The 14,042-nt window shown below is 48.1% G+C and carries 11 protein-coding genes and 1 pseudogene; 1 reads left to right on the top strand and 11 read right to left on the bottom strand.

The window, feature by feature from the left end:
• Positions 1–187: 187 nt before the first annotated feature.
• The 11 genes and pseudogenes from BN1044_RS01740 to cobA form a co-directional block, all read right to left on the bottom strand.
• Positions 188–550, bottom strand: a pseudogene (locus tag BN1044_RS01740) (tyrosine-type recombinase/integrase); the annotation flags it as partial.
• 230 nt (positions 551–780) lie between these two features.
• On the bottom strand, positions 781–1,791 hold the full coding sequence (gene glsA, locus BN1044_RS01745; RefSeq protein ID WP_072307606.1) for a glutaminase A: 1,011 nt from the start codon (positions 1,789–1,791) through the stop codon (positions 781–783).
• A 148-nt stretch (positions 1,792–1,939) separates the two neighbouring features.
• Positions 1,940–3,256, bottom strand: a complete 1,317-nt coding sequence (locus tag BN1044_RS01750) for a dicarboxylate/amino acid:cation symporter (RefSeq protein ID WP_072307300.1) — start codon at positions 3,254–3,256, stop codon at positions 1,940–1,942.
• A 276-nt stretch (positions 3,257–3,532) separates the two neighbouring features.
• Positions 3,533–3,850: a DUF4387 domain-containing protein gene (locus tag BN1044_RS01755; RefSeq protein WP_072307301.1), complete on the bottom strand. Its 318-nt coding sequence runs from the start codon at positions 3,848–3,850 to the stop codon at positions 3,533–3,535.
• Positions 3,847–5,220, bottom strand: a complete 1,374-nt coding sequence (locus BN1044_RS01760; RefSeq protein WP_072307302.1) for an acyclic terpene utilization AtuA family protein — start codon at positions 5,218–5,220, stop codon at positions 3,847–3,849. The genes BN1044_RS01755 and BN1044_RS01760 overlap by 4 nt, the downstream gene beginning before the upstream one ends.
• A gap of 1 nt (position 5,221) precedes the next feature.
• Positions 5,222–6,466: a methylaspartate ammonia-lyase gene (locus BN1044_RS01765; protein ID WP_072307303.1), complete on the bottom strand. Its 1,245-nt coding sequence runs from the start codon at positions 6,464–6,466 to the stop codon at positions 5,222–5,224.
• Positions 6,466–7,911, bottom strand: coding sequence for a methylaspartate mutase subunit E (locus BN1044_RS01770; RefSeq protein ID WP_072307304.1), 1,446 nt, complete (start codon positions 7,909–7,911; stop codon positions 6,466–6,468). The genes BN1044_RS01765 and BN1044_RS01770 overlap by 1 nt, the downstream gene beginning before the upstream one ends.
• A 14-nt stretch (positions 7,912–7,925) precedes the next feature.
• Positions 7,926–9,317 (bottom strand): methylaspartate mutase accessory protein GlmL, encoded by a 1,392-nt coding sequence (gene glmL / locus BN1044_RS01775; RefSeq protein ID WP_072307305.1) that lies wholly within the window; start codon positions 9,315–9,317, stop codon positions 7,926–7,928.
• On the bottom strand, positions 9,314–9,760 hold the full coding sequence (gene glmS, locus BN1044_RS01780; protein WP_046360770.1) for a methylaspartate mutase subunit S: 447 nt from the start codon (positions 9,758–9,760) through the stop codon (positions 9,314–9,316). Before glmS ends, glmL begins: the two co-directional genes overlap by 4 nt.
• Before the next feature lie 656 nt (positions 9,761–10,416).
• Positions 10,417–11,277 carry a GHMP family kinase ATP-binding protein gene (locus tag BN1044_RS01785; protein ID WP_072307306.1) on the bottom strand — a complete coding sequence of 287 codons (861 nt, stop codon included), beginning with the start codon at positions 11,275–11,277 and terminating at the stop codon, positions 10,417–10,419.
• An 87-nt stretch (positions 11,278–11,364) separates the two neighbouring features.
• Positions 11,365–12,147 carry a uroporphyrinogen-III C-methyltransferase gene (gene cobA, locus BN1044_RS01790; protein WP_072307307.1) on the bottom strand — a complete coding sequence of 261 codons (783 nt, stop codon included), beginning with the start codon at positions 12,145–12,147 and terminating at the stop codon, positions 11,365–11,367.
• A gap of 734 nt (positions 12,148–12,881) precedes the next feature.
• Here cobA and cbiD point away from each other — a divergent pair.
• The gene (gene cbiD / locus BN1044_RS01795) at positions 12,882–14,024 is read left to right on the top strand and encodes a cobalt-precorrin-5B (C(1))-methyltransferase CbiD (RefSeq protein WP_168780340.1); all 1,143 of its coding nucleotides are present in this window, start codon (positions 12,882–12,884) and stop codon (positions 14,022–14,024) included.
• Positions 14,025–14,042: the final 18 nt, after the last annotated feature.

Raw genomic sequence — 14,042 nt, forward strand, 5'->3', positions numbered from 1 at the left:
ATAAAACATGTGTTTTTTACAGGATGTTGACATGGGTGCATGTTTTTTAAAACACTTCAATTACAGAGGTCTAATTCTTTTCAAAAAAAACGAGATTGGAGTTTAAAATAGTTACTCTATGGCTAGAAATGTTCTGTTTTTGGTGCAGTGAATTAACATATGCTCATATGAGGGCCTTGAGTTAATACTAATACCTTGTCCAGTCATCCATCAACGCCACACGCTTAGGCCATAACGCCCCACATTGATATGCAACTTCAGCCTTATCTGCAAGTTGATGGGCCTGAGCATGTTCAATCACTTCGCGTTAATAATCTGTTGTTTCACCAGCCCAGTCACGAAAAGTGGAACTGAAGCCGTGTTGGGTTAAACCTGAATGACCCATTCGTTTCAAGACAGCTAGCAATGACATATCTGATAGTTTCCCACCACGAGGAGCAGGGAAGACACTGTTATTGTCTTTAAAGCATTGTAAATCCTTTAATAGGGTAACAGCAGTATCAGACAGTGGTATACGGTGTTCTTTTCCGGCCTTCATTCTATCTCCGGGCATACGGTACAGCATAAAGTGTCGGATTTCTTCGGAGGTATCAAGACATCCCCGAATGGTTTTTTATAACATATTGTTTATTAATGAAAAAATTAACTATTGCTTATATTTTCGAGCATTATTTGGCGGACTACTCCTCCGCCAAAATTCGAAGGCCACGCTTTTAAGCGTGGCCTTTTTGCTTTGGTATTTTGCTAACCCAAATGCGTTATCTCATGAGGGAAAGCCCCCTAGCGAAACACATTCGCCTGGGTTGCATGGGCGATGTACTCAATGGCTTCCTGCGCGCGCACGCTATTTCCTTCTTTATCCAGCGGCGGTGAATAGACCGCAACCGCATATTTGCCCGGAACGACGGCAAAAATTCCGCCGCCAACGCCGCTTTTTGCTGGGATCCCCACGTTATACAGCCACTGGCCCGAGCCGTCGTACAGGCCCGCAATCGCCATTTCAGCCAGAATCTTTGGCACATTCTCCTCGGCGATAAGACGCTTACCGCTATAAGGTGACTGCCCATGATTGGCAAGCGTCGCGCCCATTTTAGCCAAGTCGAGGGTAGAGGCATCCACGGAGCATTGGCGGGTATAAAGATCAACGGCTTCACGTGGATTGCTATACAGCCTACCGTACGACTGCATCAGCAAAGCGAGTGCCTGATTATGCTGATTGGTTTCTGATTCAGACTGATACACTTCTTGATTAACGTGCAGCTGATTATCGGCAAAGGCATTCAAATTACCCATAATCTGCTCCCATTTGGCCTCAGCGTTCTTGGCGTTAAGCAAACTCACCGAGCTTATAGCCCCCGCATTCACCAGCGGATTTTGTGGGCGTTCTGGACGCAGTTCAACGGCTAAACCTGAATTAAAGGGAAGGCCGGTCGCATTCGCCCCCAGCTTATTCAGCGTCTGCTTTTGCCCTTGCTGTTCCATTGCCAGCGCCAGAGTAAATACTTTGGTAAGCGATTCGAGTGGAAAAAGTGCGTCTTTATTGCCTGCGGAAAAAATCTGCCCATCCACGGTGGCGACAACGATGGCGTAATTATCAGGACTATATTTCGCCAAGGCGGGAATGTAGTCGGCTACGTCACCACGTTTGTCATTTTTAAATTGCGTGTAGGCATTCTGCACTATGGCTGAATAGTTGGTGGTCGAAGGTTCGGCATTCGGCGCCGTTTTTGCGTAGCCAGTTCCCATCAAACACACGGTGATAAAAAAGGCTGAAATAACCTTATTTTTCATAAGTATTTTGGTTTGCATAAGTGATTTGGTTTTCATAAGCGTTTTCATATCAGTTTCCTAACAGGCTGAACTGCTGCGGGACGGTAAGGCAGGAAAAGGGAAACATACACCGCGGCATGTCTCCCTTGAGGTAATGACAAATGAAATGTTATTTGGCTTCAGCTTCAATGATGAATTGCTCTGAAGGCTGGCTATCATCCACCATACTGTCGAGGCTCCTAGCGGTTCCGTGGCAGCCTTCGCCGTAATGTTCACCTTCCCAACGACCGACTAAAGCGGCACCGACGGCATTACTCATCACGTTAGTGGCTGAACGTCCCATATCGAGGAAAGGATCGACGCCCATCAGCAGAATCAAGCCCGCTTCAGGGATATTAAACTGGCTCAACGTGGCTGCGATAACCACCAGCGAGGCTCTTGGAACACCCGCCATACCTTTTGATGTCAGCATTAAAATCAGCAGCATCGTAATTTGCTCGCCCATGCCAAGATGGATATTGCAGGCTTGGGCAATAAAGATAACGGCAAACGAGCAGTAGGCCATTGAACCTACTAGGTTAAATGAATACCCAATCGGCAACACGAAGCTGGCAATTTTGTTGCTGACGCCAAATTTTTCCAACGCTTCTAACGTACCAGGGAAGGCCGCTTCAGAACTTGAGGTGGTGAATGCCAGTAGGGCTGGCTCAGAAATACCTTTGATCAGTCGCAGGGTACAGCGGCCAATCAGCAATACTGAACAGCCAATCAGAATCACCCACAGGCCGGCCAGCGTGAAGTAAAACTCGCCCATGAAGATCCCGGCGCTTACTAATACCCCAAGACCGCGCTCTGAGATCATCGCAGAGATGGCGGCGAATACGGTTAGAGGCGCGAAAAGCATGACGTAGCCCGTGAGTTTCAGCATCAGATGCGCTAACGAATCAAGCACGGAGACGATCGGCTGGGCTTTATCGCCGATGGCGGAAAGGCTGATCCCCATAAAGATAGAGAACACCACGATCTGAAGGATTTCATTACGCGCCATCGCGTCAACGATGCTGGTTGGGATCGCGTGAGCAATGAACACTTTCGCCGAGAACGGTACCGGCTCAATGCCATCAACGACACCTGCGCCCGCGGCGACAAAGTTGATACCATCACCAGGTCTCAGCAGATTCACCACGACCAGACCCAGTAAAATGGAGATGAACGCCGCGCAGATAAACAAAAATAGCGTCTTAGAAAAAACACGCCCTAAGGTTTTGGCATCGCCCATTTTCGCGATCCCGACCACCAGCGTTGAAATGATTAACGGTGCAATAATCATTTTGATTAAACGCAGGAAAATATCGGTAAAAATAGAGATCTCGGAGGCGTAGGATTTGGCGAATTCTTGGCTACAGAACTCGTTTATTAAAAAACCAGCAATAACACCTATTATCAGACCCAATATGATCATTGTGGTTAGGTTTTTCGATTTCATAATGATTCCATTTATAAGTAGGGTAGTATCATTTCTCTAACGTTATTTAATAACGGAGCTGATGTTGTGCTTCATTGAATGAAATTTTTACCCACGGCATATTTGTGTATTAAATATTTCCTCTTTATTGCCAAGTCATGGTGCAAAGTTGTGTTGTAAAGTTATGCTGCTAAAAAATGCCGTAAAGAAAAACAGTACTTTCAGGGTAAAACGGTGCAAAGCACAGCGAACGACGGAGCGCTTCGCACCGTGTGTTTCAGTTTGATATTTAAAAAGCTAAACCGCGAATTCAAGTTTTAACAGCGGTGCGTGCTGCTGAGCGCCATAGACGTCGGTATCGCCTACGGAACCAGACACAATGCTGCGAGGCATTACCACCTTAACGGCATTCGCCGGGTCGAACCACACAATGCGATGAACTGATTTCGGATCTATTTTATAAATCTGAGCAATCAGCTCTTTTTTAAATTGTCCTGATTCTTTGATGTGGGAATATGTTTTTTTATCCTTAAATAAAATATCCAACACTAATTCATAAGGACCCGCATTTTTAGATCTGACCACATGAGCCAACTCTAGGATTGATTGTTTCATGCGATCGCTCCTTCAGGCGTCACGTTTTCTAAACGGAACTTAAATTTAATCTCAGGCGTATATTCCATTAAATGATAAATGGAGAATTCATACACCACGCCGCCTTTAATATCTGACGGAGAGAATGGGAACGCTAAATTACCCGCGGTTGCAATTCGGCCTGAATAGCCATAATGCAGCAGGGTGGAGCGGGCGAGAGAGCAAATACTGTCGGCCATCGCCTGAGTAGGCGCCACGACGTCGAGTAAAATCCCCAGCTCATAAGAGGTGGTATTCGGCTCGGGCTCCATCTTGCCCATAACGCCATTTTTGCCGTAAAGATTGAAATTCAGCTTCACCGCGTCTGGAGCGATGCTCAAGTTCTTCTCTACGCTTTGACGCACTTCCACCAAGATATCGTCAATGTTGGCAATCATGATTGGATCACGGGTTCCGGCAATACTGAGCGTGCGATAGCCCACAGGGCGAGCGCCTTCCAGCTTCACGGTATAAGGTGTTTCTTCATGTACCGAACCGGTCACACGGACTTGGCCATTGCCAGCATCTTTAAACTGACAGGCTTTCAGGTTCAACACTCCGCCAGGACCCGGCAAGAAATAAGGATCTGATTTCTCATACAGCGTATGCGCCGCCGCAGAGGTCTCGGTAAACTGACGTTTTTTGTTGAACGCTTTCAGGGTAAACCCGCTTTCGTCCAAAATGCCCATGGCGCAATCAGACCCTGATCCCGGCGTGGCCGCGATGGCCGCACACTCCAGTATTTTGCCGCAGTGCAACGCCAAACCTTCGTCGAATCCTTGCATGATAGGCAGGGCTGCAAAGCAGGCAGGATCGTAGGCTCGACCACCTAGCACCACCTGCGCACCCGCCGCCAGCGCTTCTTGGAACGGCTCGATACCCATTTGCGCCACGATATAGGTGGTTGCATCGATGGCTTCGTGGGTCAGTTCAGGAACAAAATCCAGCGCGGTAATTTTTCCGGCGTCGAGTGCTGCGTGAACGACCGCCTTATCCACGTCGGCAGGGATCACTGCCATGGTAAACTCGAGCGCTTCTTCTTTGGCAATCTCAAGAATGATTTGGCGACACCACTCAAGGTGAGGCGCGGCACCAGAACCCCCTGCGGTGCCAATCACCACCGGAATATTGTGCTGAACACCGGCGGTGATCATATAGCGCAAATCACGCTTGACCCCTGCGCGGTCGGTGAAGGCTTTGCCTGCGCCGAGATAATGTGGACCCGGATCGGAAGAACCCGCGTCAACGGCGATCAAATCGGGAGATTCCTCCATCGCCAACATAAAGCTTTCTTCTGGGAACCCGTATCCCAGAATGGCGGTTGGCGACAAGATCTTAAACGTTTTAGACATGTTAGTTCGCCTTTGTATTCAACTGAGCGAGAGTACGCGACATCTCGTTAAATACGATATTCATCCCTTCATCAAAGCCCATCCCCGGCTTGATCAGCATACGCATTGGGCGCGAGGCGATGGCAACGTGCACACAGGTGCGGGCGCTAACGTCGGTTTCGTTACAGGTACCGCCCTGATAAGCCTCCATGCCTTTTTTATTACAGTAAAGAACGGCGTCGACGATGTTATGGATACTGCCCAGATCTGGCGTTTTAATCTGAACCATATGGCAGCTGCCGGCGTCGGTAAAATCGATGATGTCCTGATAGGTATTGCACCATTCATCAGCCACGATTTTGACCTTAGAGCCCAGCTTTTTAAGGTGATGGGTGATCTCGGTTAACAGACGGATCTGATCGGGTTTGTTACCGGCGTCAACTGGACCTTCAATGTACAGTTCCAGATCGCCCGCTTGCTCTTGCAGGCTGGCAATATATTCCGCACAGCGGATCGGATCTTTATCAAAAATCAGACCGATGGTGCCGTAAACGTCAATATGCAGATTCGGTTTATAGTTAGGATCGACGCGCAGATCGGCAATGCGCTTTGCCAGCCAGCTCACATACTCACGCAGCTTCTCACCGTTGCGGCCCAGTTTTTCATCCACGTTGTTAATCAGGCCGTGAGGCAGCACGTCAACGCCTTTCACGATCATTTTGTCGACGGCGATGTAGCGATCGTCACCGCTCTGGCCAAACAGAGGGATAGATTTGGCGATCACCGGCAGATGCCATTCGTCGCAGACAACTTCGGCTTTTAAACGACCGGTGGCTAACGCGGTTGCGTCCAGTAACGCCTGTGACAGACCATAGCGGATCGCCGTATGCAGCTGTTTGCCTTCAATGGTCACGTCGTCAAAGAAGCGGGCGTTAAGCAAAAACTCATCTACGCTGCGGCCTTCAAGCAGCGGCTTAATGTGTTTTTCCAAGAACGGAACAAAGTTGGCAGCCACAAACAGCGGATCGCGACCGCCAGCGCCAGAGTATTGCACCGCCGCACAGTCACCCACGGCCACCGCGCCATTTTCTAAAATTAATTGGATAGAAACGCATTCACCGGCCTGACGGATCGAGGTAAATCCTGGCGTGACCGGCTTCCCTTTATAGATAAACCCATCTAACTGAGCGCCATTTTTAATCGCCTGCTGATCGTCAAAATAGAAGGATGAATTGCCAGCGGTAAAGAGTGCGTGTTTGATTTTCATTATGGTCTTCCTATTAATTTGCTATGGGATACAGCGTTAATATCATCAATGATCATTTGGAAAGAGGGCTCGCGGCCTTCTTCCTTGGCGCGTTCGGCAACAAAGTCGTGGTGCAGCGTCAAAACGTCTTTAGGCAACGGCACTGAGCCCGGATCGAATACGCGGATCGCCCCGTTGTTGTCGCGGATCGGCAGCATTTTTCCTGAGTTGCAGGTGGCTGGCGCAAACGGCACATCCAGTACACCGGCTTCAAAGGCGCGTACGGTGCCGATTGCGATGTCGCCATTGCCCAGCTCCAGCACTTTGTTCATCACGGCACGCACTTCACGCTTGATAAGCTCCACTTCGCGATCGACTTCTAGGCACGGCGGGAATTTCTGATCGCGAACCATATTCAGCATCTGATTAGAGGCGCGTAGCCCTTGCCCATTAGCTTCTGCGGTTGGAATGCCATAAGCCTCATGCGGGCTCTTGGTAATCACCTTAGTGGCGCCAGCCATACCGGCAACCGCAGCACCCCACGAGATAACCGCGAATGCGCGGGACTCATCCTCAGGGAAACCGCCCATCCACTGATGGAAAACGGTGCTCAGCTCATAATTCTCATAGCCGTTGGCACGGAAATATTCATGAGACAGATCGCGCAGTGATTTAATGGCGGCAATGTCTTGCACGATGTTACCGACCTGACCGTAGCCGACGGTAATAGAGCGAACGCCTTGCTCCAGCGCGAGCAGCCCTTCAATGATGGCCACCGCATGGGAAACAAACGGTGGGATCAGCGTGCCGGTCAGTGGGCCGAAAGGCTCTCGGTTGATCCGAATACCGTGCTCTTCATACACGCCGATCAAGCGGTCGCAGTACTGCCAATCACGGATGGATTTTTCGAGCGTGACGCGCTTAGCGTACGGAATGTTGTAGGAGATACCGCCGCCTTCGTAGCTGGTAAATCCGCTGGCCATCGCAATCTCGGCTAACAGGCGAGCATCGGGCGTGCCATGACGGATCTGCAGGGGCTTGTCGAGTGATTCGGTAATGCCGCGGCAGGCTTTTACGCCGTGGTTGACGACCGGCAGACCGTTAAGCTTTGACGTTCCTGCTTCAATGGATTTCTGAATGCCGATGGCGGCTTCTTCATAACGATTCAGACGGGTATAAGCATCAATCGTGGTGGGCAGCAGATCGCAGTCTTTTTGCAGCGTTTTGAGCAGCGCAATATGCTCTTCAATTAACGCCACCCCCGCACGTGGCTGGCTGAGCGTAATACCTTGGTTGTCGGCTTCAAACAGTGCCTTGGCAAAGTTTTTGGATTCAGGAATTGTTTGCTGGTATTTGACGCAGTCCTCAAATTTTTCAACATCCTTTCCGGTATGCCAAGTTTGTAAAACACCGGCACGCTCGGTCATAAAATCGTCTAACGTAATTTTTTTGTTTCGAAGTTCCATCATGACTCCAATTTTTACTTGTTCAAAATACGAACGCTAGTCTGGGCGGCAGCTTTAGGAAAGCGACGAGCGACATTGGCGAGTAGCGGAAGTAAACCCTGTGTATCTCGGTAATATTCAAACTGACTAGGCAGCAGCACTTGCTTGCCGTTGTCGTCCAGATCGCGATATTTCAACCAGTGGTGAATATCAAAATCATTGGCGCGCGAGAGCCAGCCACCGGTGCCGATCACTTTTCTGATCGGATTGAGATCTCGGCCCACTTGCAGGTCGACATTTCCGGCGCAGGTGCAGACCTGTACTTTTTTGCCCGCGTGGCGTTCGGCTGCATAACCCACACAGATCCCCGCCAGCAGTTGATCAAAGACGCGTTCTTCATCGGTACGTGGCAGATAGCCCGGATGAGCCACCAGATGCTTCAGGTAATGATGAAAGGCCGCAATTTTGCTTTCTTGATGAGAAAAATAATGAGCAATCAGCGGTGCTCCGGTTTCACCTGCCGTGATGGCTGAAACTCGCATCCCCAGATCGCCTTCTACCGTGCGTTTGACGATGGGCTCTGGTAGCCCATGCATAACGGTATCCGGTGCCAGACTGTTCTGGTTCGCCGAGTAAATATCGGTCGTGGCGCCGCCCATATCGAGAAGCATGAAGGTTTCCCATCCCACGACGTGCCGGCGGATCTGCTCCACCAGTTCGAAAACGGAGTAGGGGGTCGGTAAAGGTTCTTCGCCGGTTTGCTCGACAATGACGTCTAGCCCTTTACCCTTAACGATTTTATGCAGGAAAATATCGCAAATAGCGCTGCGAGCACCCAATGGACTCGGGTTATCCAGGCTTGGTAAAACGTTATCGACGATGGTTAAATCCTTATCGCCGAGCAGATCTTGAATCTCATCTTGCAGGTCGCGATTACCCGCATAAATAATGGCGCATTCGAGATTAGATTTGGCCAACAGCTTGGCGTTAGCTAAACCATGCACGCAGTCACCGCCGTCGGTGCCTCCGGTAAACAGCAAAATATCGGGCGGCGTGGTCTCTAAAGCACGCAGATCTGCTTTGTTCAGGTTATAAGCAAAATGCTGTGAAACCTTTGCTCCGGCAGAATGCGCCGTGACCTTCGCCGACTCTAACGTAATGCTGGGCACCAGACCGATGGCGGCAACGGCCAGTCCACCTTTGGCCGACGAGGAATAATCGAGTTTGATTTTTCCCGACGCCAAGAGCGGACGTGCATCGTCAACGTTGAGGATTTTATTCAGAACGGTAAAAAATCCCTCAGCCAGATGGTGCGGTGTTGTTGGAGATAATGCACAGTTCTTGACTTCAATATGGTCATTATCTCCCACCTCGAACACTGCTCCTTTCGTCCACGTGGAGCCGATATCGATAGAGACGTTGATCATTGCACGCCCTCTGCAACACGTTCGTTTTGCATGACGGGCTCAATGTCTTTTCTCATCAGCGAGCAAACCAGCTCCAGATCCGTATCAGGGGCGAAGACCCGGTTAAAGCCCATCCCTTTAAACTTGGCTTCGATATCGCAAAAGTCATGTTTACCGATAACCAGATTACCGCCCACATAGAGCAGAATGTCGCCGATGCCGCGCTCGATGCAGTTTTCCCGCATGCCGATGCAGTCCACTTCACCGTGCCCATAAATAGAGGAAACGACGATAGCCTGCGCGCCGGTTTCAATGGCCGCATCAATATACTCATCTTGGCTAACCATCACGCCGAGATTAATGACGTTGAAATCGTGCATGGTGAATACGCGATCTAATACTTTGTTACCAACAGCATGGCAATCAGCACCGATGACGCCAATAACAATTGTTGGATTTTGCATGTTAATAAGCCCTCTATTTAGATAACGGTCCATATTTAGCTTGGTGACTGGAAAGTTAATGCCATGATCAAAATCATGATTGAAACTCACCAGAGGTTATTTTTTGTGACATGCTGCATATAAAGTGTTGGCGATAACGCGACGATAAAAATTCAAAAAAAACCGCTGAATATTTGTTCATTACAATGTGCTTTTTGCGCCAATCAAACACAATTGATATCTCGTCAGGAGTTCTTGAAAAATAAATAAATTATTATTTAAAAATAAAAAAATTAAATAAAATCGTTCAATAACATGGTGTTATGTGTTTATTGCTTTTTGTGAAAATACATAACCCCCCGCTAGGGTGCTAAATGATTATCCATTTTTGTGATCTACTTAGTATTTAGTGGAGTGTGACCTTTGTCATATTTATGGGGTGTTTTTATAATTTCAAAAAAATAAGAAAATTAAAAAGGTAAGCGTAAATTTGCCACCCGTGAATAAATACCATTGATAATTATCAATGCGTCACCTCGCAATACTGATAAGACCATACTGCGTGAAATTTTAAACCAGAGATCATTCCTGTTTAAATAACACCTAAATTTAACCACTTCATTTAAAGAATGAAGGGTATAAATGAGATGCAGTCACTTGCTATTTAGATATCGTCGCTAAAGTACGCCACCGGCAACGGTTTTAACGACATGAATTCTCGGGTAGCTTTCAGCTATTTTTCGCTGCTGTAATGCACTGACTATTTTGTCGATATCATGTTTACGCCGATCGCAGAGTAAGCCAACGATGCTCCCGCTGTGGGCCACATTCAAACCATAAAGTCCCCAATGTTCGACCAAATCGCGCAGCTGGTTAAATTCAGGTTTGGGTAATAAAGATTCACTGGCAATCGCACTAAGCGTGGTTGCTTCGCCAAGGCGATAATAACAGCGGCGATGGTTGGCAAGGTGAAACTGGATCAGGGCATTTTCTAAATTTTGCGCCTGATTGAGTAACAGCGCCTGGCGATCTCTACGGTGAAACTCTTCGGTAATGACGCGCTGCGGGCTTTCTAGCAGCACAATATCCAGCGTAGGCAGCCACGGAAAATGCTGCTGGGTTTGCGCTGTCTGATGGTCAAAAAGCGTGAGGCTTTTAAAGATGGTGCTGTCCGTTGGCTCAATGGCAACACAAAGTACAGCCAGCTGTTCGGGGCTTAGCGAACGGTTAAGCAAACGCGCAGTAGCCACTGCCGTGGCGGCGATATCTGCGGTGCTGCTCGCTAAACCTTTGGCTACTGGAATGGTTGAGTCAAACTCAATGCGCAGACTTTCAGCTAGCCGTGGCGATTCACCGAGAAAGGACAATACCTGCTGAAGCATTTGCCGCATTCGCGGGCGCTCTTGCGGACCCGGTTTTCCTTCATTCACGTAAACGGTGCTATACCAGTTGATAGGGCAGGAGATCAGCTTTTCCCCTCCCACCATCCACCCCTGCAGTAGTTCACCACAAGAGGCCGGACAGGATGCTTCAGCCATAAATCACACCTTGATGCCGATGGTTAACAGTCTGTTCGCAAGGCTAAACAGATTTTATTTTGCCAGTTTCACGTCGGATGTTGTTGGCTATACCGCCTGCAGCAATAATTCTTGGCTGATATCAACTTGGCTGGAAGCAAATGACAGAATTTCGCTGAGATTGACCACTTGGCCGATAACCAGTAACGCAGGTGCATGCAGATTTTTACGCTGAATTTCATCCTTGAGGGTGGTTAAGGTGCCTTTCGCCATCTGCTGTTTCTGCTGGCTGGCGTACATAACGGCCGCCGCAGGCGTATCGGGAGATTTACCGGCATCGATCAGCAACTGGCAAATCTCCTCTTGTCGGGTCATCCCCATAAGCACAATCAGCGTGCCTTCCAACTGTGCCAGCGCCTGCCAATTTTGCGGTTCGTTGCCTTGACACATATGACCCGTCACTACGTGAAAACTGGAGGCATAGTCACGATGCGTTACGGGGATACCTGCATAGGCTAACCCGCCGATAGACGAGCTGATCCCCGGAATAATCTCGAAAGGGATCCCACAATGCGCCAGACTTTCTGCTTCCTCGCCGCCGCGCCCAAAAACATACGGGTCGCCCCCTTTTAGGCGAACGACATTTTTTCCCATGAGGGCATGATCAATGAGGATTTGGTTGATATTCTCTTGAGGGATCGGATGATTATTAGGTTTTTTCCCAACGTTAATAATTTGACAATTCGACGCAGCCTGCGCAATCAGATCAAGATTAACTAAACGATCGTGGACAATAACGTCAGCCTCACGAATAGCGATTAATCCTTTAACCGTGATGAGTGATGCATCTCCTGGTCCAGCTCCCACTAGTAAAACTTTTCCTTTCCTCATTAGACAAACCTTTATGGCTAAAACTTATGGCTGAAGTTTCGGGTAATTAAAATTACCGCTAGATTTATAATTATATAAATTTTCATGGGTCTTACTGATGCGACGCTATTATTAATGACTAAAAAAAATATATGTTTGACGCCGCTCGCAATATTTAATCATTTTACGGAATGATCTCTTTATATTATTTGAGGTTCTTGATTTTTGTTTATATCTCGTTGAAGTTAATAGTTAATTTATTTACTGTTCATTTAGTTTTTAAGGTTTTATGAGTAAAGTAATTACTTTGCAAACTGGGTATTTAAATCTGCTATGTCCTCGGCTATGTTTTTGTTTTATAAATTTTGATTTTTTGTGGCAATTAATGAACTTTAATTATTATTAAGATGCTGGTCACAAAAAAAACCAATTGCTATGTTTGTAAATATGAAAGTGTGTATTTTAAATACCGAGATTTAAATGGCTCTTAATATGCAATAAAAATACGCTTTCTATATATATTACGCTGCAATTTTATTGGCGTGTGTCAGCGTGTTTTTTAACTAATTTGTTAAATTAAATGTTAAGTTAATTAATTGTTACCACCTTTTATTTACATGGAAAATACAACCAGGGTGTTTGACGAAATAAAAATAAAGGGTGTAAAGCGAAAACGTCGAAACCAAAAAATCGAAACATAAAACATATAAATGAGCCAGTGGTGTTTGTGCACCGTGATAAGCCGAGGGTATTCAATGATGGAGAGGCATAAAGGAAGAACCTTGCACAAAGGCTATACCACTGGGTCATGTGCCACGGCGGCGGCACGTATCGCGGCTTTGATGATCCTGCGTCAGCAGATTATTGAACAAATTTCGCTTACCACATCCGCTGGCGTCACGCTGTTCTTATCGGTAGAGCATCCTTTGATCGAGGGACAGCAAGCCACAGCGGCAATATGCACCGACGGTGGTGACGATATCGATGCCACCCACGACATGCTGATCTATGCGCGGGTCAGTTTGAACAACAGCGGCGTTATTACGATTGACGGCGGTGAAGGCATTGGGCGCATCACTCGCGCAGGGCTAGGGCTATACGTGGGAACCGCGGCCATTCACAAAACGTCGCGCCAAATGATTGAATTGGCGGTTCGTGAGGTGATTGGCTCTGGTCGAGGTGCGGATATTGTTATTTTTGCCCCAGAGGGGGAAAAGCGCGCGTGCAAAACCTACAACGTGCATTTGGGGATCGAAGGTGGAATTTCCATCATCGGCGCTAGCGATAGTGTAAACCCGATGTCGGAAGAGAGCTGGAAACGCGCTCTGGCGATTGAGCTGGAGACCAAACGAGCCCAGGGCTTAGAGCAGATCATTTTAGTTCCCAGCAATGACGAAGAGTGCTTGATTGCAGAACACCTCACCGCCTGTGGGCATCACGCGGTGGTGATGAGCAACTTCGTTGGCTACATGCTGCAAGAGTGTGTGCGGCTGGGATTTCGCCATGTGGTTCTGGTCGGTTATGCCGGAAAGCTGGTCAAGATAGCCGCGGGTATTTTCCATACCCATAGCCACGTTGCCGATTGCGGTAGGGAAGTGCTGATCGCCAATTTGGCATTGCTCGGTGCGCCTTTTGAATTGCTGTACGCAGTAGAGCAGTGCGCCACCACAGAGGCCGCCATCGACCTGATTAACAAGCGCGGTTGGCAAAACGTTTTTGAATTAATAGCCAAAAAAATCTGCCAACGCATCGATGAGATGTTGCGGTTTTCGCATAACCGCCCGGTATGTGACGCCATCTTATTTTCTTTAGACAACCCTATGCTGGGTGCAAATCGCCCCGTCAATGACATCTTGGCTGACTTCTCACGGCGTTTCCCCGCAGACGTAACGGCATGAGAACCCATGAGGAGCCGT

Source organism: Hafnia alvei, from assembly GCF_900095695.1.
GTDB classification, from domain to species: Bacteria; Pseudomonadota; Gammaproteobacteria; order Enterobacterales; family Enterobacteriaceae; genus Hafnia; species Hafnia alvei_B.

Bases quoted from the DNA above. Each gene is read 5' to 3' on its own strand.
- glmS (WP_046360770.1), bottom strand. From the start codon at position 9,760: ATGCAAAATCCAACAATTGTTATTGGCGTCATCGGTGCTGATTGCCAT.
- cobA (WP_072307307.1), bottom strand. From the start codon at position 12,147: ATGAGGAAAGGAAAAGTTTTACTAGTGGGAGCTGGACCAGGAGATGCA.
- glmL (WP_072307305.1), bottom strand. From the start codon at position 9,317: ATGATCAACGTCTCTATCGATATCGGCTCCACGTGGACGAAAGGAGCA.
- BN1044_RS01750 (WP_072307300.1), bottom strand. From the start codon at position 3,256: ATGAAATCGAAAAACCTAACCACAATGATCATATTGGGTCTGATAATA.
- BN1044_RS01785 (WP_072307306.1), bottom strand. From the start codon at position 11,277: ATGGCTGAAGCATCCTGTCCGGCCTCTTGTGGTGAACTACTGCAGGGG.
- cbiD (WP_168780340.1), top strand. From the start codon at position 12,882: ATGATGGAGAGGCATAAAGGAAGAACCTTGCACAAAGGCTATACCACT.
- BN1044_RS01760 (WP_072307302.1), bottom strand. From the start codon at position 5,220: ATGTCTAAAACGTTTAAGATCTTGTCGCCAACCGCCATTCTGGGATAC.
- glsA (WP_072307606.1), bottom strand. From the start codon at position 1,791: ATGAAAAATAAGGTTATTTCAGCCTTTTTTATCACCGTGTGTTTGATG.
- BN1044_RS01765 (WP_072307303.1), bottom strand. From the start codon at position 6,466: ATGAAAATCAAACACGCACTCTTTACCGCTGGCAATTCATCCTTCTAT.
- BN1044_RS01770 (WP_072307304.1), bottom strand. From the start codon at position 7,911: ATGGAACTTCGAAACAAAAAAATTACGTTAGACGATTTTATGACCGAG.
- BN1044_RS01755 (WP_072307301.1), bottom strand. From the start codon at position 3,850: ATGAAACAATCAATCCTAGAGTTGGCTCATGTGGTCAGATCTAAAAAT.